The organism is Gemmatimonadota bacterium, assembly GCA_026387915.1.
Lineage (GTDB): Bacteria > Gemmatimonadota > Gemmatimonadetes > Gemmatimonadales > Gemmatimonadaceae > Fen-1231.
In genome coordinates, this window is the sequence record JAPLKS010000007.1 from 1 (window position 1) to 21,911 (window position 21,911).

Annotated in this window: 20 protein-coding genes and 1 tRNA gene; all 21 read right to left on the bottom strand. The window is 58.2% G+C overall.

Annotated features, from left to right (window positions below; all coding sequences use genetic code 11):
* Nucleotides 1-411: 411 nt before the first annotated feature.
* The 21 genes from NTZ43_02440 to NTZ43_02540 all read right to left on the bottom strand — a co-directional run bounded on the left by NTZ43_02440 (nucleotide 412) and on the right by NTZ43_02540 (nucleotide 21,891).
* Nucleotides 412-485 (bottom strand) — tRNA-Lys (locus NTZ43_02440).
* Between the two features lie 296 nt (nucleotides 486-781).
* Nucleotides 782-1,783 carry an NAD-dependent epimerase/dehydratase family protein gene (locus NTZ43_02445; GenBank protein ID MCX5766070.1) on the bottom strand — a complete coding sequence of 334 codons (1,002 nt, stop codon included), beginning with the start codon at nucleotides 1,781-1,783 and terminating at the stop codon, nucleotides 782-784.
* 99 nt (nucleotides 1,784-1,882) lie between these two features.
* Complete coding sequence (locus tag NTZ43_02450) at nucleotides 1,883-2,830, bottom strand: hypothetical protein (protein MCX5766071.1); 948 nt, start codon at nucleotides 2,828-2,830, stop codon at nucleotides 1,883-1,885.
* Nucleotides 2,831-3,577: 747 nt separating this feature from the next.
* Nucleotides 3,578-4,288, bottom strand: a complete 711-nt coding sequence (locus NTZ43_02455; GenBank protein ID MCX5766072.1) for an SDR family NAD(P)-dependent oxidoreductase — start codon at nucleotides 4,286-4,288, stop codon at nucleotides 3,578-3,580.
* A gap of 288 nt (nucleotides 4,289-4,576) precedes the next feature.
* Nucleotides 4,577-5,479, bottom strand: coding sequence for a GHMP kinase (locus NTZ43_02460; GenBank protein ID MCX5766073.1), 903 nt, complete (start codon nucleotides 5,477-5,479; stop codon nucleotides 4,577-4,579).
* 185 nt (nucleotides 5,480-5,664) lie between these two features.
* Nucleotides 5,665-6,882, bottom strand: a complete 1,218-nt coding sequence (locus tag NTZ43_02465) for an HAD-IIIA family hydrolase (protein ID MCX5766074.1) — start codon at nucleotides 6,880-6,882, stop codon at nucleotides 5,665-5,667.
* A gap of 23 nt (nucleotides 6,883-6,905) precedes the next feature.
* The gene (locus tag NTZ43_02470; protein ID MCX5766075.1) at nucleotides 6,906-7,775 is read right to left on the bottom strand and encodes an NAD(P)-dependent oxidoreductase; all 870 of its coding nucleotides are present in this window, start codon (nucleotides 7,773-7,775) and stop codon (nucleotides 6,906-6,908) included.
* Nucleotides 7,776-7,780: 5 nt separating this feature from the next.
* On the bottom strand, nucleotides 7,781-8,329 hold the full coding sequence (locus tag NTZ43_02475; protein MCX5766076.1) for a dTDP-4-dehydrorhamnose 3,5-epimerase family protein: 549 nt from the start codon (nucleotides 8,327-8,329) through the stop codon (nucleotides 7,781-7,783).
* On the bottom strand, nucleotides 8,326-9,570 hold the full coding sequence (locus tag NTZ43_02480) for a class I SAM-dependent methyltransferase (protein ID MCX5766077.1): 1,245 nt from the start codon (nucleotides 9,568-9,570) through the stop codon (nucleotides 8,326-8,328). The genes NTZ43_02475 and NTZ43_02480 overlap by 4 nt, the downstream gene beginning before the upstream one ends.
* Complete coding sequence (locus NTZ43_02485; GenBank protein ID MCX5766078.1) at nucleotides 9,567-10,610, bottom strand: NAD(P)-dependent oxidoreductase; 1,044 nt, start codon at nucleotides 10,608-10,610, stop codon at nucleotides 9,567-9,569. Before NTZ43_02485 ends, NTZ43_02480 begins: the two co-directional genes overlap by 4 nt.
* A complete protein-coding gene (locus tag NTZ43_02490; protein MCX5766079.1) occupies nucleotides 10,607-11,149 on the bottom strand; it encodes an SIS domain-containing protein in 543 nt (180 codons plus the stop codon). Before NTZ43_02490 ends, NTZ43_02485 begins: the two co-directional genes overlap by 4 nt.
* A 134-nt stretch (nucleotides 11,150-11,283) precedes the next feature.
* Nucleotides 11,284-12,267 carry a hypothetical protein gene (locus NTZ43_02495; protein ID MCX5766080.1) on the bottom strand — a complete coding sequence of 328 codons (984 nt, stop codon included), beginning with the start codon at nucleotides 12,265-12,267 and terminating at the stop codon, nucleotides 11,284-11,286.
* Nucleotides 12,264-13,202, bottom strand: a complete 939-nt coding sequence (locus NTZ43_02500; GenBank protein MCX5766081.1) for a glycosyltransferase family A protein — start codon at nucleotides 13,200-13,202, stop codon at nucleotides 12,264-12,266. Before NTZ43_02500 ends, NTZ43_02495 begins: the two co-directional genes overlap by 4 nt.
* Nucleotides 13,199-14,704, bottom strand: a complete 1,506-nt coding sequence (locus tag NTZ43_02505; protein MCX5766082.1) for a hypothetical protein — start codon at nucleotides 14,702-14,704, stop codon at nucleotides 13,199-13,201. Before NTZ43_02505 ends, NTZ43_02500 begins: the two co-directional genes overlap by 4 nt.
* A gap of 137 nt (nucleotides 14,705-14,841) precedes the next feature.
* Nucleotides 14,842-15,762 carry a hypothetical protein gene (locus NTZ43_02510; protein ID MCX5766083.1) on the bottom strand — a complete coding sequence of 307 codons (921 nt, stop codon included), beginning with the start codon at nucleotides 15,760-15,762 and terminating at the stop codon, nucleotides 14,842-14,844.
* Nucleotides 15,762-16,325, bottom strand: a complete 564-nt coding sequence (locus NTZ43_02515) for a GNAT family N-acetyltransferase (GenBank protein ID MCX5766084.1) — start codon at nucleotides 16,323-16,325, stop codon at nucleotides 15,762-15,764. The genes NTZ43_02510 and NTZ43_02515 overlap by 1 nt, the downstream gene beginning before the upstream one ends.
* Nucleotides 16,326-16,565: 240 nt before the next feature.
* A complete protein-coding gene (pseF, locus tag NTZ43_02520) occupies nucleotides 16,566-17,333 on the bottom strand; it encodes a pseudaminic acid cytidylyltransferase (GenBank protein ID MCX5766085.1) in 768 nt (255 codons plus the stop codon).
* Nucleotides 17,330-18,487: a UDP-4-amino-4,6-dideoxy-N-acetyl-beta-L-altrosamine transaminase gene (gene pseC / locus NTZ43_02525; protein MCX5766086.1), complete on the bottom strand. Its 1,158-nt coding sequence runs from the start codon at nucleotides 18,485-18,487 to the stop codon at nucleotides 17,330-17,332. Before pseC ends, pseF begins: the two co-directional genes overlap by 4 nt.
* Nucleotides 18,484-19,521, bottom strand: coding sequence for a UDP-N-acetylglucosamine 4,6-dehydratase (inverting) (gene pseB / locus NTZ43_02530; GenBank protein MCX5766087.1), 1,038 nt, complete (start codon nucleotides 19,519-19,521; stop codon nucleotides 18,484-18,486). Before pseB ends, pseC begins: the two co-directional genes overlap by 4 nt.
* Nucleotides 19,518-21,377: an ABC transporter ATP-binding protein gene (locus NTZ43_02535; GenBank protein MCX5766088.1), complete on the bottom strand. Its 1,860-nt coding sequence runs from the start codon at nucleotides 21,375-21,377 to the stop codon at nucleotides 19,518-19,520. The genes pseB and NTZ43_02535 overlap by 4 nt, the downstream gene beginning before the upstream one ends.
* Nucleotides 21,370-21,891, bottom strand: coding sequence for a hypothetical protein (locus tag NTZ43_02540; GenBank protein MCX5766089.1), 522 nt, complete (start codon nucleotides 21,889-21,891; stop codon nucleotides 21,370-21,372). Before NTZ43_02540 ends, NTZ43_02535 begins: the two co-directional genes overlap by 8 nt.
* Nucleotides 21,892-21,911 lie beyond the last annotated feature (20 nt).

A 21,911-nucleotide genomic window follows, 5' to 3' on the forward strand; every position in this document is an offset into this window, starting at 1 on the left:
TCGAGGTCAATCACCACCGCCTTGCTGGCGTGCGACACATAGAGCCGGCGCGCCACGGGGTCTACGAGGGCGTAGTCCCACCCGCCCTCCCCGCCGACGGGGATCTTTTTGACCACGTGATAGCCGGCCGCGGTCTGGGCTGAGGCGGCACTGGCCAAGGAGAAAATGGCGGCGCCGAGCAGGGCGGCGCGTTGGTGGAATGGGCGCCTGTACGGGGTCCGGACGAGGGACGAAAACAAAATGGAGACCCCGGCGTCGGGGTCTCCATAGAATGTCCTGAGGGGATGTCAGGAGGATGACAGCCGCTTGTCACGGTTCCCCAGCATTATGCTGACCGTCGAAGCGAACCGATCGCCCAGTTTGAATACAAAAAGGACCCCGCTCAATGTGGCAGGGCCCCTCTCTGCTAAATGTCCCGACTGAGAATCGAACTCAGAACCTACGCATTAAAAGTGCGTTGCTCTAACCAATTGAGCTATCGGGACGGACCATCCAAACCACGTCTGGAAGCTCCTCAATCCGTTCTAAGGGGCAATCTACCCCTTAGAGGACCCAAGGGACCACCTAGCCCAAAACGGTCAAAACCTAAATAAGTTCCTAATGTTATTAGGCGTGTTCTTGCAAGTTCTTGCCTTGCAACATTTTACAAGATGGCCCTATCGGATTAAAAGTCGGTTGCTCTACCATACTGAGCTACCGAGTCAAAAATGAGCAGCCAACCACTCAACAATTCTAACAGATCGCAACACTAATGCGAAGCTGTATGGCCTGAGCCAACCCTCTATCGCGAGCCGGCGGTACCCGGGGGATCCTGACTCATTTGGGATTGAATCCAGTCGAAGGTCCGATGCATTCCGTCACGCAGCGAAATGCTGGGTGCCCACCCGAGTCGGGCCCGGATGAGAGCATTGTCGCTGGAGCGACCCCGAACCCCCTTCGGAGCGTCGAGACGATACGATCGCTTGAGCTTCACCCCTGCAATCGCTTCGACGGTGTCGACGAGCTGATTGATCGAAACCATCTCATCGCTCCCCACGTTGATGGGTTCATCAACGTCACTGTCCATCAGCCGCAAAATGCCTTCGATACAATCATCGATGTACATAAAGGATCTGGTCTGCCCCCCATCACCCCAGATCTCGATGCTGTTGTCACCGGCGAGCTGAGACGCGATCACTTTTCGGCAAATCGCAGCCGGCGCCTTCTCTCGGCCACCGTCGTACGTACCGTACGGCCCGTAGACATTATGGAAGCGGGCGACTCTGCACGTGATGCCGAAATCCTCGCTAAAGTGGCGACACATCCGCTCACCAAAGAGTTTTTCCCAGCCGTATCCATCTTCAGGATCAGCCGGATACGCATCCTCTTCCTTGAGCCCTGGGATCGTACTTTCTCGCTGCTTATAGCCGGCATACACACAGGCGCTCGACGCAAAGAAGTACTTCTCGACACCGACGGCCCGGCACGCCTCAAGCAAGTGTGTGTTAATGAGCACGCTCAACATGCAGAGCGCTTTATTGTTCTCGATAAAGCCCATGCCACCCATGTCGGCGGCGAGGTTGAAGCAAACGTCCGCACCTTTCAGGGCAGTCAACGCGTCGTCGCGGAACTGCAAGTCGAGTGTGAGATTTTCTACGTCATCGAATTGCTGATACCACTCCGAGGCTGGTTTTCGGTCCACAGCGCGAAGCTTCCGGAACCCTCGTTTCCGTAGTTCAGCAACCAGCGCGCCACCAATAAAACCACCGGCACCACACACCACAACGCTGCTCTTGGAATCCATGAACACTCCAGTAATGCCGCTCAAGTCTGAGGCACCGCGCTCGAAAACCTCAAGCCCTTCACGGAGATAGTCTGTATCGTAATTGACTGTAGCGCTACGCTACCCGCGCACGCGACGGAGCAGGAGCGTGATACGCGTCAAGCCGTCTTCACCAACGAGCCGCCGCAAGCCAGCTTTGATCCCGTCTCTCACATTGCGCTGCACGCGCTGCCATGGCGTGTCCTGATCCGGCGAGCGGTCGCTGACGAAGTTAACCAAACGAGGATTGATGAATATACGGTACCCCAGATCACGTAGCTCTTGATGCAACGCAATGTGGTCTGAGACCTCTTCACCTTGGGACGAGAGTCCGCCGTACGACCCTCGCACAATCGCGTCTCGTCGGTAAACCGCCAAACCGCCAAACGCGGACTCAACCTCAATCCAGGCTGCAGCTTCGGGAATCTCCACCATTCGTGAATAGACTGCAGCAGATTCCGCCTCCTCCTTCGAAACGCCAAATGCAGTCATAACACGAACCTGCTCCCAGCAATCATTCGGGGACCAAAACGGATGCCTCAGCGTCCAAATGTCGTAATACGGACCACGCTGATTCGCACCGCAAACATCCCAGTCGTCGCGCTCCCAGCACGACGCGAGTCCAGCTGAGGTCAGCGCGCCAGTCAGGCCATCCAGATCAACGACCAAAACGTAATCCACTCCGCTGTATCGCGGAGCCGCCTTGATCTCGCTCAGGTACGTGTTGCGGCAATATGCCAAACGTTCAGTTCGAAGCGGAATGCGATCTCGAAGCGTACCAAGATGTCGAACCTCGAACCGATCGATGCGTTTCGCAAGCCTGGCTAACTGTACCCGAGAATCGTCATCACTGTCAGACTCAACAAGAAGCCACTGAATATCCTTAAAACAGGAAAGTGCCGCTCGCAACTCCTCAATGGTTTTTGCGATCCATTTTCCGCAATTTCGCACGTTCCCCACAACAACAACGGAGCTTTCGGCAGGCGCCGAATGCTTCCGCGCAAATGGAGCTTCAACTAACTGAGACATTCGTAACTGTTCCCAAGTCGAGGTACTCGTTATCCAAGGAACCCTTGGTCACAACATGTTCGAAACCAAGTTCCCCCAGGTTCTGGCCCAGCGCATGCGCCGTAAAGTAGCTACAGTCTCGCGGGAGAACGCCATCAGCGACCAGCGCCGGACAATTCACTCGCAGCACGCCACTTCATTAATACCGCCTCGACCGTTGCGCGAAGTTCCCGGCGACACGCCGTCGGATCCGCCTACGGATCGACGACGTGCCATAGAATGAAGAGGTCGGCCGGTCGGCCGAATGACTCTGGATCGAAAAAGCTGTGTATCAGGATGATTCCTGCTGATCAGACGTTGCGAACGGAGACAGACTAGGGCGAAGCCGCACCCGCCGAAGTCCGCGTGCGTCGACGAGTGCCGCAGATAGTCTCCGTCGCCACAGTCGATCTCAACAACCTTCCGTTCTTCCAGGTCAAATCGGGTCGCGACCCGCCCACCATCTCGCGAATCCGTTTCCCCACGGCTGGCGAAGGCTGCTGCGAGCTTTCGCAATCCACGAATGTATATTCCATCCGTGAGGGGTCGAACGCAGAGACGAAAGTGAACGCGCGGCGATTGAGAATCGAAAATCGAGGTCACCTGCCGCTGCGTGTAGCGCCATATCCTGCGTGTCATGCCGCTCGAGGCTATCCACCGGCATCGACTAGGGCGCAAAAAGATCCACAAGGTCGGTGAAACATGACACGGGGAAAATTCTGGAGAGCATCACCATGGAATGTGGTCACCTGAGTGAGTCAGAAACTTGCCGGATTGCTCTAGCCTGAGCGCCAGAATCAGATTCCCGAGAATCGGGACAACATCGTTGAGCTCGAGCGAGGCATGGGGACCGCCAATGTCAGTCTTAATCCAGCCAGGGTGAATAGCCGTCGCGACGAGCGACGGGAATTCGAGGCAGATAAGCCGCGTGAGCATGTTCAGCGCGCATTTGGACATCCGGTACCCGTACTGGTCCGCCGCGGCGGTCGTCAGCGCAAGCGACGCGGCACGTGATCCGATGTTTGCAATTGTTCCCCTCGGCGAATTCAGTAGGAGTGGAATAAGCGCACGCGTCACGCGCACGGTGCCCAGCACGTTGACGTCGAAACATTCGAGCACCTCGGCGTCAGTCGTGGTCAGAAGTCCGCCTGATCGGTTCGTCAGGACACCCGCATTGTTGATTAGTACATCGATAGCGTGAATTTCTCGCCTCTCGAGCTCGCCGACGAGGCGCAACACACTCTCCGGCGCAGTGACGTCGAGCTCGAGCACGACAAGGCGCTCTGTGCGAGCCTGGGACAGTTCAACGGCGTCAGCGCTACCCAGCCTGCGATGGCACGCGATGACCCTGTGGCCAGCATCGAGAAACTGGTCGCAGAGCGCCATTCCAATTCCGCGACTAGCGCCGGTAATGAGGATGGTCCGAGTATCAGTGTACATAGGGCTGCCGCGACCGTGACCAATTGTCTTTCGCCTTCCCGCGCCGGACTAATTGCACAGCGCATGACACCTTTGGGGAATCGCTACCTGCGGGGGCTCTAATCGGCGTCGAGTCATCCGGTACTTGCGTGCGAACTGAGCGTGGCGGAGAACTAATGCGACTGGCCTTGCAGATGGAATGTACTCCAGACTCTACGACCGGAGCGCACACCGTATTCAGCAGCTCGACCTCATTGCCTTTCAGCTGTCGATTTTCAAGTGCGTGTGGAATTGACACGTCAGGGGTTATCATTCCGGAACACGAGAAAGTAGGCGCGCTCCCCTCGGCTCATAGCTGACGCTAATGTCAACCATTTCCGGGAGTGCCGCGCGAACGGCGCCTTGCCGTTCTGGCGGCACCACTAAATAAAGGAAGCCGCCGCCGCCGGCGCCTGTGATCTTCCCGCCAAAGGCGCCAGCAGCGAGAGCCCGCTCGTAATAGACATCGATTTGCGAAGAGCTAATCGTACTTGCCAAACTTCTCTTGGCACGCCATCCCGAGTCGATCAGTGCGCCCAACCGCTCTGGATCGTTGGGATATTGCTGCAGGATATCTCGGCATTCCGTGGCCTGATCGCGCATTCTGATAAGAGTGTCGCCCGTAACGGCGATGCGCGACTGTTGCTCCGCTAGAACCGCCCCTGCCTCGCGCTGCGTCCCAGTCCAAAACAACATACTGCTTTGGAACAACGCCTCGGCTCCGTTTCCAGCGAGCCAAATATGCTCAAGTTGCACGCGGCCGTTCGCCTGAAAGGTGATATAATTCAATCCCCCAAAGGCGGCGGCGTACTGATCTTGCTTTCCAATCGGTCGTTTTAACACGTCAATCTCGACATGACACGCCTCTTCAGCGAGTTGACCAGCGGAGACGTCCTCGCCCCGCATCGCATGTAGCGCGTAAAGTAGTCCAACAGCGAAACTGCTTGAGGATCCGAGTCCTGACGACGCAGGTACGTCCGCTGCGGTCGCAATTTGGAGGGGCGGCTCCACGTGTACCAATCGGAGGCACTCTCGTGCCACATCGTTTTCAATCGCATCGAGCGACTGCACATGTTCCGTCGTCGAGTAGTTTAGACGGTACGCTTCGTTGAATAGCGGGCTGTGTCTTTTCACGGTAACATAGATGTACTTGTCAATAGTGGCGCTGATCACGGCCCCTCCATGCACACTAAACACCCCAGGAAGGTCAGTTCCGCCACCAGCAAAACTCACACGTTGCGGAGTGATGGTGGTAACAGCTCGAGGAAGCTTGGCGGCTCTTGGCATGCGACAGTACTCGTAGTGAGTTTGGGCAATGTGCCCGTGACGCACCGCAGTAGCGCGGCGCTGGCTCCCAATCAAGGCATCGACTCCCACGCTTCGTATCGTGCAATAATCCAACCCTCTATCTCTAACATGGATTCGGCGACACGGTCCGGCTGATCCATCCTTCCGTCGGCGCCATGGCGGTCAGGTCCAATGAGCACACTGCTGCAACAGGCATTGAACGCCGCTTGGCTGTCCCGTGGATCGTCGCCGATATAAATAGTACGATCGAGTCGAATTTGGTGCGCTTGTGAAGCCTGAAAAAAAAGGCCCGGCGCTGGCTTTCGGCATTCGCACCCAGCGTCCCAGTGGTGAGGACATACGTACGTGGCGAGGACATCGACGCCCCGCTCTCTCAGCGCCTCACACATATGGGCGTTGATCTCTGCCACGGCGCTCGCCTCAACCGCGCCCCGCGCGATCCCGGCCTGATTTGACAGAACGATGAACCTGAATCCGTGAGCCGCCAACCGCTGCATGGCCTCGACGGTCGATTCGAGCCAACGAAAATCCGCCCATCGTCTCACGTATTCGGCGCGCCCGGGGCGGGCGTTGATAGTTCCGTCACGGTCCATTAGAACGATTCGTTTGGGCGCGAGGTACCGCTCGGTTAGCCGCAGTCGATCCATATCCGAAATACTGTGGTAGGGATCTCGACTAACCAAGCCGAAGACGTTGCCGGCCGCTGCCAAACGGTGTAGCGCGGTCGACAAACTGACATCCTGAACATCCAGAAAACCGACCACCGCATCGCGCTCCACTATCATGTAGCCGATCTCGACAAATTCGAGGCCTGGCGCCGTTCGACTCGCATCATAGCGATCGACGCGCCCGGCGGCAGTCATTCGTATGTTCGGCCGTTCGCTAGGCTGCACGCTCAGTGTGATCGCCGCGCTCTGCAACCGGTGGAACTCCGCAAGCCGTTCTAATCGAAACGGCGCATAGTTGTCCGCGTAAAGCAACAGGAACGTCGCGTCGAGCGCTGCCTTCGCTTCGCAGAGGCGGCGGCCGGTTTCCCACTCCGTTGGGCCCTTCGAGTACGTTATCTCGACGCCGAACGCCGTCCCATCGCCGAAGAATTGTTGAATCGTCTCGCCGAGGTAGCCGGTGAGGAGCAGCACCCGGCGGACTCCCTGATCCTTCAACTGTTGCACGAGATACGAGAGAAACGGCCGGCCATTTACGGGCGCCATCGGTTTCGGAATGGTACTGGTGAGCGGACGCAGCCGCGTCCCCAGCCCACCGCACAAAATGACTGCCTGCTCTGGCCTACTCAATGCGTCGCATCCATCTCGCGAAGCGTGGAGGCCAATCCCTCGTTCAAACCGATTTCCGGGCGCCAGCCCGTAGCGGCTGTAATGCGAGTTGAATCCGCCCAGAAACCGGATCCCGGCACGACAGTCGTTCGGGATGATGTAAGGCCGTAGTAGCGTTCCACGAGGTCCGCAATCTCATCTGCTGTCGACGGATGACCGCTGCCAATATTGAACACGCCTGATGGTGCATCGCACTGAGCGAGCATAAATAGACCGCGGGCCACGTCATCGACATGCACAAAATCCTGCACGGCCCCTGGTGTGCGTAGGTCCGGCAACTGCCCAGCACGAGCGGCGGCACGTAAGTGGGGCACAAGCGAACTGGTCCGCTGCCCGGGGCCGTATGCAAAGAAAACGCGAGCCCAGCGGTATTCGAACCCAACTTCGCGCGACGTCGCGTCGAGCAAGGCACGACATGCATGCTTGGCGGCCGCAAACACGCCGTAGTCGATGGGCAGCGCGTCCTCGCGCACGGCGCCTGACGCGCGTCCGTACTCCCAGCAACTCCCCGCCACAATAACGCGCGCGACTTTCGCCTGTACCAGCGCCTCGAGCAGTCCGATGCTGGCGTCCACGTTCGTCCGACAGTTGGCCAGCGAATAATCGGGAAGGCCAGACCAAGCCAAGTGAAAACACCAGTCGGGCGCAAATTCCGCGACCTCTGCCTGCCAGTTTCCATCGAGCGTGATATCCCCAGTCACTTCGCGCACATTTTGCGCATTGCTCTCGCCCGCGGTCCGCACCAGGCTCATCACATCATGGCCGGTGAGTAGCGGGAGGAGCCGCCGTCCGAGAAAACCACGCCCCCCTGTCAGCAATATGCGCACTGGGTTTAGTCGGAGATGAGCGACGAAGGATCAAAATTCGGAAAATTCGCATCTCGCCTTGAGATGATAATCGGTTCTCGAGGCCATCGAAAACCGAACGCGGGGTCATTGTACCGCAAACCGCGATCAGCATCCGAGCGGTAGGCAGCGCTCATGTAGTAGTGCACCAAGGTGTCCGGCGCGGTGGTCAGCCAAGCATTTGCGCAGCCAGCCGGCACATGGAGCATCCGGCGGTCAGATGAGGAAACTTCTACAGATATCCACTGTCGGAACGTCTGCGACTCCGGCCGCAAGTCAAGCACGATGTCGAATAACGATCCCGTGAAGCACGTGAGGGTCTTCGCCTCCCCAAACGGCGCAGCTTGAAAGTGGAAGCCCCGCAAAGTTCCCTCGTGCGGATTTTCCGATACGTTACCCTGCACCGCGTCCGCGGCAAGGCCATGTGCGGCAAACTCCGCCGAACAGTACGTGCGTCGAAATGCACCCCGCTCGTCGCGGAACAACTCCGGTTCGATCAGCCAAACACCGGCCAAACCCAGTTCAGTGAACTTCATGCGAACGTCAACAGTTGAGGGTCGCCCGGCAACGGTACAATCACCTCGCCCGTCCACGAATGCTCGTCCCTGACTTGCGTAAGAATCTCCTCGCGGAAGTTCCACGCTAGCAACAACACCGAGTCCGGCTTTATGGCAAACGCACGTTCGGGCGGCACAATAAGAATGTCCGTCCCGGGAGTGTACAGATCATGTTTCAACTCCGAGCGGTCGGCCACTGCATCGAGCAGTGTGTGATCAATCCCGCAATAATTGAGCATCGTCGCGCTGCGCGCTGAGGCGCCGTAACCGATAATCCGCTTCCCTGCCTCGCGCTGCGCAGCAACCATGGCCCGGAGCTGGATGCGATGCCGCTCGCAGCGACGCGCGAACTCCAGCCACGGCGCAGCGTCGCCAACCCCCAGCACATCTTCCTCGCGCATTGCGGAGCGGAACTCCGCACTTTGCTCCCTTTCCTTTTTAGAAAAGAACACCACGTACGAACCGCCGCTGATCGGGCTCGTCGCGACGTCGAACGGGCGCAAACCGTGCCGCGCGAGCATCCTCCCGATGCTGTGTAACGAATGAAAGTACAAGTGCTCGTGATAGATCGAATCGTAGTGGAGTTCCCGCAGAATAATATCGGCGCGATGAAATTCGATCGCACCCGTTCCGTCGGCCTGCAGACAGTGCGCCATGCCAGCCACCACATCATTCGCGTTCGCGACGTGGGGAATGACGTTTCGGGCAAACACCACGTCGGCTTCGCCCTGGCGAGCGACGATATCGCGCGCCACAGCCAGCCCGAAAAACTCGGCCCGGGTGGTCACGCCGTCGGCCTCAGCCATTGCCGCTATATTCTGCGCAGGATCAACCCCCAGCACCTGATCGCCTCGAGCGAGAAACGGCTTGAGGAACGTGCCGTCGTTGCTTGCGACCTCCACGACCCGCAACCGGCCCGGGCGGACGCGCGCGACAATGCGGCTCGCGAAAACCGCAGCATACCGGCGTGCCCCTTCGGATGTTCCCGTGACCCACACGTAGTGTTTGAACAACACCTCCGGTGCGACGGTTTCCGTTAGTTGCACCGTTCCGCATTCGCCGCACCGGCAAATGATTAGCGGGAAACGCTGCAACTCCTCGTCGAGACTGCTACGAAGACTATTGGCGAGGGGTTGATTGCCGAGATTCAGTATCGTTTCGATGCGACGGCTGGCGCACACGCGGCAGCGGTCGATCGTACTGGAAAGTGGGCCCGTCATGTCCAGCGAAGTTCGGCGTCGAGCGCACCACCGCCTCTCAGTTGTTTCAGCTGGGTGAGTCGGTTCGTCGCCGCGCCGCGAAATTGTTCGGCCGCAAACCCGGTGCGCTTAAACATCGCCACAAGGTCGGCCCCTCCGCGATCGAGCGTCCATTCGGGGCGATACCATTCCTTGAGTTCGGTCAGGATGCGCGCAAAACTCACTCGATATGAGCGCGCATCACCACCGTGCTCGCCCGTGTAAACGATTTCACTGCCAGGCGTCACGCGCCTAGCCGCCTCCGCCAAATCGCGCACGGTGAAGTTGCCGTCCGGAATTCCCACGTTGTACGAACGCCCGCCCACGAGCGACACAGGTGCTTCGAGCCCTGCGATGAACGCCGAACTAACATCGCGCACGTGCACAACCGGTCGCCACGGTGTGCCGTCGCTCTTGATCTCGACACGCCCCGTGGTGTACGCGCAGGCCACCATGCTGTTGAACACAATGTCACAGCGAAGGCGTGGACTCGCACCGAACACTGTAGAGGGACGAAAGCACACCACCGTAAACTCCGGCGTGGCCATCGCCTTCAGGGCCAGTTCTGCCTGCCACTTGGTCTTCGCGTAAGTTGTAATGGCGTTCTTCTCACTGTCATCTTCGTCGAGTTCCGCATCCGTCGTCGAGATCCCGTACATGCTCTGCGATGACGCGTACACGAAACGCTTTACACCGGCCTCCCGTGCCGCAGACGCGAGCCGGAGAGTTCCGCGCAGGTTAATAGCGGCCGTGAGATCCGGCGAAAACTCCCCAAGCGGATCATTGGACAGCGCCGCGAGGTGGATGATCGCGTCCACCCCCCGAAGCGATGCTGTTGTGATGTCACGAATATCACCGGCCTCGGACTTGTAAGTGTCGGCGGCGACATCCACGAGACAGTCGCGGTAGTACCCGGCGTCCAACCCCGTGACCGTGAATCCCCGCTCCGCGAGCACGGTCGTCAACACGGACCCGATATACCCCTTGTCGCCGGTCACAAGAATATTCTGTAGTCGCGTCACGAGACAGGCTCCACGCCAGCAATCTGATCCACCGCCGATATCAGCCAGGACTGATGAGTGGTTTCAACGACGTTGTAGTTGCGGCTGTTGACCCAGAGGTTAACCTCCCCGACGGTACGCAACGGATTCTCGGCGTCGAACCCCGACAGCGTCACCACACGTAGGCCTTTCTCTGTCGCGCGCCTTGCACCATTGAGAATGTTGGGAGACCGTCCGCTGCTCGAAACAAACACCCCCACATCACCGGCATCCCCGTAGTAATCGATCGCCTTCTCGACCCACTGTTCGTATCCGAAGTCGTTCCCGAAGCATGTAATCAGATCCGCATCATTGAACGTCATTGCGCGCAGGCCGGCCGCCTTTGTCAAGTCGACAGCGACATGGCTCGCGATCGCGGCACTCCCGCCATTGCCGACCACGACGATCTTCCGACCACGCGAGCTTTTCAGAACATCACACAGGGACAGCAATTGAGCAGCGTTCGCGTCGGACAGTCGCTGACCGAGCTCGCGGAAATACTCTTCGAAATAATTCATCATTGGCATGCGATCTATTTGAGATATTGGTCGTTCATCGAGTGAGAAACGATCACAAACAGTGCTGTGATGTATGGCAGCGCACATTGTCTACGCACGGAACAACGCCAGTCCCATACCGACCGGCGATTACCCAACTAAAGACCGGACTCGTCGTCGACGTTGAGCACGACCGGCGAATCGGCTCTCCATTCTGGCGATAGTGTTTCCCTAAATGCGCCAAGAATCACCTGCTCCTCCGTTCGAACGTCCACGACCGGCATTGACGCGATGGCGGCCTGCCGGGCCAGTCCCGAGGCGTAGTTTAGCTGGCCTGAGGCATCCCGACCCTCTCGAAAACGCGACGGAAACAGCCACCGATGGTCCAATGATTCAACGATTGGAGCCGCCAGGTCGTTACGCACAAAGAACGCGTTGCACCCATGCATGTTGGTTCCGACACAGGTGTAGCCTTTTCGAGCAGCAAGTACAATAAGCGCTCGGATTGACGCCCCAAAATACAAGTTTGAATAGTGCGCTCGAGTGCGCTGAAAGTTCTCTGCGTACGGTACGGTAACGGACTGAATGTCGCCGAATAGCGCATTGTACTCGCACACGACAATCGCCGGTGTTACGACGTCGATGGCTTCCCACACCCAATAGTCGTTTCCGTCGATGTCCACACTCAGGAGTCCGATGTCTCCGTGAAACCCTGCACCGGAGATAAGACCATTGATGTTTTCCCGCGTCACGAAAGCGCGTATCGCCTGCAAGTCGTACCGCCACGACAGGTCGTCTGCCCGAATCGCGGCGATATTCTCGTCCGATCCGTCGATTACGAGTCCCCTCCAGTTTCGAAGGGGCAGAAGGAGCCGCGAGTTTGACTCGCGGTAGTCATCAGCGCCGAATTCGACGAAGCTGGTCGGAGTGAATGGCAGCTGCGACACGAGCCAGTCGATGATGCCGTCCTCACCCCACTGCGAGTACGCGCAAAACTCAGCGTCGTGCAGTCCCGACAATCTTCTGCTTGTGCGATTACGCTGCGCGCAGGCCCGCGCTTGCAGCACCAGCTGCCGCTCCGCGAGTCGTTCCAGCCTATGGTTTCGTATGAGGCGCGACCGCATTTTCCCAAGCAGACTCATGGCGTGACTCCTCCGTCGCCGCTAGCCAGTGACACAGCGCGCAGTCGCCGCAGCCGAGACGCTACGCGACCATAGGTCGTTCGAAGATTCAGATCAGCCAGTACCATAAACAACCGCCAACGCGCGCCAAGCGGCCACGCAGAAGAACACGACATGGCGTAGGCACTGAACTGGAAGAACGGAAGTAAATACTCGATCCATCGCGTGCGCGACTGCCGATAAATCGTGTCGGATGAACTGTGACCCTCCGCACCAAACACGGCGAGCCCCTTGCTGGTCCTGTGTACACCGCCGCGACTGAGCAAATACAGGTCATGAGCCCAGTCCAGCGCCAGATAGTGCCGAAGCGGAGGCGCGTCCAGCAGGACATCCCGCCGCGTCAAGGAATAGAATATTCCATGGGAACGCCAGCAGTTTCTATAACGCCGTCCACCAATGATGGCCGGAGCAAAAAACGACGAGAATCGCTCCTCGACGGTCCCAACGGCGTTGAACGTGACGAGAAACTCCGCAGTCACCGGCTGCCCTTCCATTACGTGTGGACTAGTGGACGCCACGTAGTCCCGGTTCATGTCGAGAAAAACTACATTCTCCGATAGAAACTCACTGGATCGGACGTCGTCGGCAGACGCCCACATGAAGTATCTACCGCGCGCCTGAGTTCGCACGAACTCGAAGTTAGCCACCGCTCCAATGTTGCGCGCCTGGCGGATGTATCGCACACGCCGATCGCGCGCCGCGTACTCCGCACAGACATCTGCGGTTCCGTCGGTCGAGTGATTATCCGAAATGATCAACTCGAAATCCGTGAACGTTTGAGACAGAATCGAATCAATCGCTCGATGGAGCGCATCACCACCATTGAATACGGGCATGCCGACAGAGACGACAGGGACGGCCGTGCACTTGCTCTCCAGCTCACGATCGTCACTCATGCCTTGGCTGGAGACAGCGTCATACCGGCGCTCGACCGGATGTGCCGCTCGTCCATGCGAAAGTCGCCCGATTCAACGAAAGCCCTCAATGAATCCAATAGCGCCTGATGACGTTCGGGCGTCCATTGTTCGAGCCATTCGCGGTAAACGGCCGGCGTGAACTGCCGCGCATAGCCGCCCAGACGGCGGATCGTATCATCGTAGTGGGGTAGGAAGATATTGGTCGTGTTGTGGATGAACGCCATAAAGTAGTACTCGTACACCTGAGCTAGGTCGACAGGGTGAGAGAGCGTGTTGAGATGAAGTAGCAGCTGCCGGTAGTGTTCAACATCCACGGCGTGCACGTTGAAATCGTAGGCAATGTGGGGATTGTTCCGGGAGGCGTTGATCACGGTTACCCCGAGGGCCGCATACTCAAATCCAATCGTACCGTGGACGGTTAGCGCAACGTCCAGCCCCTCTTCAATGATTTGGTGATGCGAGGAACTCGCGGGAAGAAGCGTCAGCCGAGGATAACGCGCCACGAAATCTTCCACCACTTTCCTGCTCCCCGGCAGAAAATCCGGGTGGGTCTTGATGTACCAGTCATAGTCAGTGTTATCTGTCATCTGCCCCAGAAATTCCATCCAATGATAGAAGTCGGGGAAAAGGTTGTTTCCATAGGAATGAGGACTATCGAAGAAACAGTGCGCCGCAATCAGTACTTTTGTCCGGCCGGACTCTCGAAGCAGGCGCCCAGCGCTCCGCGAGCCGAAAGCCGATTTAGTAGAGTAGGACATGTCGACGCCGACTTCTCCTGAGAAGCGCCGATCTATCCGCTTCCTTGCCTCGACCACCCCTTCGGATCGCACCTCAGACGGCAGCGCTACGAACCGGTTTCGAAAATAATGAAAATCGGTGTAAGCAAACAAATGATTTGAGTCCAACCTGTACGCATGGGTCAGGTTGATTTGATACGCGGGGATGTTACGGCTGACTGCCACGCGCAGCGGAATGGCGTTCCTATACACACAGTGACTGACGTTGACCGCACGAACGTCGTGTGAGGTAAAGTACTCATCCCAAAAAACGTAACATTCAATCGACTCGCGAAGCGAACGTGCGAACTCCGGAGATGACGTGACGATCGTCGGCTTGCTGAACTCGCGCAGATACGCATCGAATACCAGATCCCCTATCCACACGCCATTAACCTGAATCGCCTCAACTTCGAGGGCCGTTCGGAGGCTCGAGAAAACCTTGGTAAAAAGGGCCTCCGCACTCTTCGCTTGCTTGCGGGTGAGCGTCGGCACCACCAATTCCGTGGTACCAAAGGACGCATACGCCCCATACTCGCCATAATTTAGTGCACGCTTGACCCAACGCCGCAGGTCGCCTTGCCACGTCCGCGCCACTGAGGGAAGGTACCCCACAATGCGCGCCCCATACCGTTCCGAAAGAACATTCGCCAGATAGCTATACGCGATATGCGCGGAGTGCATCGCGTTCACTTCAAACAACACCTCCGGTCTACGCGTACGGGCCGTAGCCGGCCAACGGAAGTGGCGCTCGTTATGCGACCTGAACTGCCGTAACGACCTCGATAGCCCTTTCGGAAGGACACGCCCGACGAGCGCTTGTAGCCATGACATCGACGCTCTCATTCGGATACGCGGACTCCCTGCGGGGAGCCGTGTGTAACCAATAGATCTTGAAGATGCTCAATCTCTCGGTGGGGCAACGCGCAGCGGTGACCTCCTGGCGGAATGCAGCTGACTACCCGTTTGCCGCCCAGCAGCGCCACCACCAACGCCATCGATTCGCATCCGACGACCATATCGGCATCAGCGATTTCTGATACGAGCGCGCGAGAACCACCTTCTACAATTGGCAGACTGAATTCCGTGAGGGCCCAGCGATACTTGCCTGCCGACTCCGCAGGATGCGAGCGTATCGTGATGCTTGAAATCCACGGATCCACGGCCGCCGAGTTGGACAGAAAGTAGCGTAACGAATCCTCTTCCGTGTACCCGAAGTAGCGTTCGTCGCCGAACTTCAACTTCCCATGTTCCCGGATTGGTTCAGTTACATAGAGGACAGAGGTTCCTGTCGTCCGCAATGGTCCGCCTCCAGCGATCGCGAGAAATTCTTGTCGTACTTCTTGAAAATGCAGATTTGGCTCGAGCCGTACGACGGTACTAGGGAACGCGGCAACCGCTAGACGCTCAGCGTCCGAATCACCGACCCAGATTTCGTCCGGCAGACACAGCTGGCCATTTCGAACGAACCGCTCGGCGTAGTTCACCCAGTGATCGAGAAATGCAACAGTGCGCATGCCCCGAGTTCGAAAGTGTGCGATGGCATCAATTTCGAGCGTCGACTGCCAACCCGTCCCGCATAGTAACTCGTCGGAGGTCTCCAAGGCGGCGCTAATCGTAGAGACCGTCAGGGGACCGAGCTTGCGCTCGAACACCTGACGCGCTGGGCCGCCGAGCACGTAGCACGAGGGAGCTGGGTGCGCGCGCACATAGCTACTGAGCACCTCAGCGCCGCCTGCATCGTGCGATACAATCGCGCGCATCAGCTCGGGTCGCTCGTGAACTCGTCACGCTGAATACCAAAATCAACGACGTCTACCCGCGCACCCTCAAGGAAGATGTGCCCGCGTCGAGTGCCTTCGTGCGTCATACCCAACTTCTCGGCAAGCTTTCGCATTCCGATATTAGTCGAAGCAGTAGAGCAGTAAATCCGGTAAAGGTCAATTTTACTGAACCCGTGATGCAATAAAACGCGGCCAGCTAGGAGTCCCAACCCTTGACCCCAGTGGCGCTTGTCGCCAAGTAAGATGGCGAACTCCGCCGTACGATTGACAGCAGAAATGTCTTGCAAACTAACATTCCCGACGTGTCCGTCCTGCTTGTGGCAAACAGCCCAAACGATGCGACGCTCCTGCGCACTGGCAGCGACATAGTCCCGGTAGTACTCAATCGGATGACAGAATTTTCCGTGTGAGTTGTATCGGCACACCTCCTGATCCTGAAACCACGTGGGGTACGATCCGAGGAGGTCAGCTTCCTCCAATGGTCTCACAAAATACGATTCGCCTATCTCGTAGATCACTCGAGGACCTCCAGGTGACTCCATTGTTCATGATACGTAGCGGCGATTGAATCCACCTCACGGTCTATCAGCTTGCCATCGCACATAAACAAGGCCGATATCTGCTCCGAACTCAACTCACCGACGAACCGCGCTGACCTAGCCCAGCAATCAGACGAAGAAATACTAGATGAGATGCCGACGTCTCTGCAGTGTGCCCGCAGCGCGAGATCAAGCCTTCGCCGAAGAACCCCGCTCAGACTTCATCCCGTTCTGTTTGCAAGTTCATTTTGGATCCACTGCTCGAGAAGCGGCGGGAGTCGCGTTTGTCACGACCGACGGATGAACGAGCCGCATTTCAGTTAGCCTGAAGATCTCCTCTGCCCGGGCCCAATCTTCGAGCGAGTCGACGTCTTGAACTCGACTATGCGGCATGAGGTGCATTCGGCTTCGTTCCGTATAGACGGGCTTTTCAGCCAACCATGATTCGCGGCGTCCGATATAGAACTGCCCCGCGTCGTGAAAGGCGAGTTCCAGATCCTGCGTACGACTGGCAGCGAACTGAGGTGCTATCATCTCGCAGCCCCCCGCAGGAAGCTGGCGGAGGGCGCGCTGTATGGGATGATGGAAATCGGTCGCCGTGAAAACGTAATCGATTCGTTCGTCCTCGCTAAGTACACGAATGGCGTTCGCATAATCTGCCGGTGCCACAAAGACGGCTCCCGGATAAACACACGCTATGAGCGGTGCACTCACACCCTCGGCCTCACAAGCCTCGACGGCATGGGCCATGACGGCTGATGTTCCGGTGCGGTCGTCGGCGAGCGAAGGGGGCCTGCGCCACAGGTATTCCGCGCCGGCCGCGACCGAGACTCGAGCGATTTCGTCGTCATCGGTCGACACCACGATGCGATCAAATTGCTCCGACTCCAAGACGAGCCCAATCGCGCGCGCCACTAGGGGCACACCAAACATTAAGCGCACGTTCTTTCGCGGTATTCGCTTGCTCCCTCCCCTGGCCGTGATCACGGCAATCGCTCGATTCGATTTCACGCGACCAACCCCGAATGCCCCAACGCTATACGAACGCAGTCGATGACGCGATCGCAGTCGGGCGATGTAAGCCCGTGCCACATCGGCAAGGACAGCAATGACGCGTACGCCGACTCGGTCACTGGGCAGAGCCCTCGCGCATAACCAAGCGATTCGTAGCTAGAGTGCCAGTAGACAGGTCGATAATGTACGTTGACGCCTATTTTATGTCGGCGCAAATCATCATAAAGAGCCGCACGCGCTTCAGACGGACCATCCGTGATGAGTCGCACAGGATACAGGTGATATGCGTGCGTGCGATCCGGAGGCACAACTGGAAGTGAGAGGGGCAACCCTGCCAGGCCCGCGGAATATCGCGACGCTATCGCCCGACGGTGCCCAAGCCATCGCGATGCATGCTTCAATTGCGACAGGCCAAGGGCGCTCTGAAGATCGCTCAGTCGATAATTGAAGCCGAGCATGGTCTGGTCGTATTCCCAAGTACCCAACTCTTCACGTTGCCTGTGATCCGTCGTGATGCCGTGATTCCGAAGTATGCGAATTTTGGCGGCCAGTTTCGGATCGTTGGCGGTCACCATGCCACCTTCCGCCGTGGTGAAGTGTTTTACCGGGTGAAAACTGAACGTTGTCAAGTCGGCGATGCCGCCAACCTTCCTTCCCCGGTACTCAGCTCCCGGCGCATGGCACGCGTCCTCAACTAGGAAAAGTCCATGCCGATCACAAATGGCGCGCAAGGCATCGAGATCGGATGGCAACCCCGCGTAGTCGACTGCGACAATCGCTTTGGTGCGAGGCGTCACCAGGGAAGCCACAAGTGCTGTGTCTATGGTAAGCGTATCCTGCCGCACATCGGCGAAAACCACGGTCCCACCCACGTAGCGCACGCAGTTCGCGCTTGCCGCGAACGTCAACGCGGGCACGATAACTTCGTCGCCGACGCCGACCCCCGCGGCCAACATACAGAGGTGCAATGCCGCAGTTCCACTTGACACTGCAATGGCGTTTTCCGCGCCAACATATTCAGCAAATGCCGTTTCGAACCTTGCGACAGTCGGACCGGTCGTCAGCCAGTCACCGCGCAATACCTCCATGACAGCGGCGACGTCGTCATCGTCAATCTCTTGTCTACCGTACGGGATAAACCGCTCGGTCACTGGGGCAACTCCACCTGACACTCGCGCGAAATAAGTTCACGCAACTCAGCCACCGAGAGGAAGCGCTCGTTATTTGCGCTGTTATAACTGAACCCTGGCGCGCACCGCCACCCGGCCTGCGTAGCGCTCTCGGCAACAAATTGTTCAACGTCCCACAGGGGCGTCGACGGGAGTATCACGAAGTGGCCGGCAAACTCGATCGTGGCCAATGAATCCGTGCTTGTGACCATCTCTTCGTGCAGCTTTTCGCCTGGCCGAATGCCGACTACGTGATGGGTAGCACTCGGCGCAATTGCTCGTGCGACGTCCGTGATTCGATAACTCGGAATCTTTGGCACGAACAGCTCCCCACCCCACAATCGACCCAGCGCTCCGAGAACCAGATCCACGCCTTCCTGCAGCGTGATATTGAATCGCGTCATCGCGGAGTCGGTAATCGGCAGCACCCCAGACGAACGGCGTTTCAAGAAGAACGGTACGACAGAGCCGCGGCTACCGAGAACGTTACCGTAGCGCACGACACTAAAACGAATATCGCGATCACCACGATGGTTGTTGGCGGCAATGAAAAGTTTGTCCGACGCAAGCTTGCTCGCGCCGTACAGGTTAATCGGCGCGGCTGCCTTGTCCGTACTGAGCGCGATCACCCGCCGCACACTCGGGCTACCGAGCGCGGCCTCCACGACATTCTGAGCACCAAGAATATTCGTCTTGATGCACTCGAAAGGATTGTACTCGGCAGCGGGGACCTGCTTGAGCGCCGCCGCGTGAATCACGACATCCACGCGCTCCATGGCCTTGCGAAGGCGCGCCTCGTCTCGCACGTCGCCAATGAAATAGCGCATGATGTCCGCGTGCTGCGCAAACGGTTCAGCATTTTGCATGTCGAACTGCTTCAGCTCGTCTCGACTGAACACTATGAGTCTGGCTGGCCGAAACCGTTCCAACACCGTTTTGCAAAACCGCTGGCCAAATGAGCCCGTGCCACCGGTCACAAGGACGTGCGCGCCATCGAGCGAGAAGGGTTCAGTCACGACATAGCCTCAGGAGACACGGCCTGGAGAGGGTGAGCGTCCACAGATACTGGCCGCCGAAGCAAAGATTGGAACTCCACCGACGAGTGCACCAAATCAGCATACGGGCCATCCGCTACGATTCGGCCCGCATCAAGCACCACGATTCTGTCGCACGCTTCGACCGTGCGCAGTCGGTGCGCGACGAGGACCACCGTACGCTCTTTCGACAGCCCCCGAACGGCGTCCATCACGGCTTCTTCCGTCATGCCGTCCAGTGCGCTCGTCGCTTCGTCAAACACCAGCACCGCCGGATTACGATACAGAGCGCGGGCGATGCCCAAACGCTGGCGCTGGCCGCCGGACAAACGCACCCCGCGCTCCCCAACTATCGTATCGTATCCGTTGGCGAGCTGGATAATAAACTCCTCGGCCTGCGCCATCTGCGCGGCGCGGAACACCGCTTCGGCATCAATCAAATCGGCACGGATACCGAACGCGATATTGTCTCGCACCGAGGCGTTTGCCAAGAAGATGCTTTGCGGCACATACCCGACGAACCGGCGCCACGACCGCACGTTTTTCGCGTTGAGCGCAACGCCATCCACGCAGATAGATCCAATCTCTGGCACGTAGAGTCCGAGGAGGAGATCGGCGAGCGTACTTTTCCCCGCTCCCGTTCGCCCGACAAGTCCGATGCTTTCCTTGCGGGAAATCTTTAACTCGATATTGCGGAGGGCGGGGCGCGGCGCGTTAGCGTACGTGAACGTCACGCCGGAAACGGAAAGTTCTCGCTCAAACGGCAACGCTCTCGCGGCCTCGCCGTCAAGCTCCTCACCATTGTCGCGGGATCGCACGCGAGTAAGGTCGCGTTCAAGCGACGTCACGGAGGCTTCGTTGAACCGAAGACTGATCGCGGTGGAGTAGAGCTGCTGGAGCGCCGGCATCAGACGGTAGCCCGCCAGCGAGTACAGCGCCAACGTTGGAATAGCGGTGCGCACATCGCCGACTGCGAGCAGCACGAGTGTAATAGCGACAACGCCGCCGAACGCGACAACTTCGATCAGAGATTTTGGTAGCTGCGTCATGAACGTGCTCGCCGCGTGCGCCCTCCCGAAGCGATCGAACGCGAGATGAAACAGTCGCACTGGCTCATCCTCTCGACCGAGCACGCGCAGTTCCTTGACTCCCGCCAATCCCTCAAGGCCGATGCGCTGACGCTCGAGCGAGGCCGCGTTCACGATCTGACCGTGCCGACTTTGCCGGACGCGCACGTAACGATACACAATGAAATAGCTGCCACCCAGCAAGACAGACGTGGCAAAGGCCACGACTGGATCACGCGTGACCACGAGCCCAAGGAGCAGAACCGCCACCAGCCCCTTTGAAATGGCATGGAGCAACGGCGTCAGGAAACTACCCAGCGCCACTTCGATATCGTCAAACATGACCTTGACGAGCGACGCGGAATCACGTTCCACATGAAACGCATAGGGCATTCGCATATAACCACCGAACAGTTCCGTCGAAAGCGCTGTGCGCGCACCCATGAGAAAGCGTTGCTGCACCCAGACGTTGACCGCCGTCGCCGCATTCCCCAATCCCAATACAGCGATGGTCGCGACACCGATGAGCATCGTGGCACGAGCCGGCGAGTCCGCGCCTATCCAGACGAGGAGATCAGCAACGGGCCCATAGCGCTGGATTGCCGTCGGATCCATCACAACGGCCATAAACGGAAGAATGGAAGCGACACCTAACGTCTCGAACACGGCAGTCACAAAACTTGACACCACCACGAGGACGAGGGCCCGCTGTTCAGTCGGTGCCAGTAGCCCGATCATTCGAGCTAACGGCGTGCGGCGACGCTCAGTCATGTGCGGGCAACACCTTCGCCATTCCAATGGTGCAAAGCATCCCCTTGCCTATGGCTTCCACCCAGATCAACAGTCGTCTGGCACCACGAACTTCAACCACACTTCCTCTTGCGCCCGCCAGCGGCCCTTCTTGGACGATTACTTCATCTCCAGGGGAAACGCCAAGAGGCAGTGACTCAACGGGCTCGGGTAGGCCCTCAGGAGCCGCGACGATCGAACGCAGTTGCTCGACAAAATCGTCGTGTAGAACCGCTGGAATGCCTCCCTGCTTTACGAGCGTCAGAACCCCAGGAGTCTGCAACAATTCCCTCCAACCACCGTTCGCCGTCTTCGCGAAGAGATATCCCGGGAACAGCGGCAACACGACCTCCTTCCATCGGTCACTCCAACGCCGCTTAGTCGTATAAGTCGGAAGCCATACCTGATCGCCCCGCGCTGCGATACGCGAAGCCACCTTCTTCTCCGCGCGCGGCGCGGCCCAAATCACGTACCAACCGACTGCATTTGCGACCATCGAGACTCGCACTCTCCTGT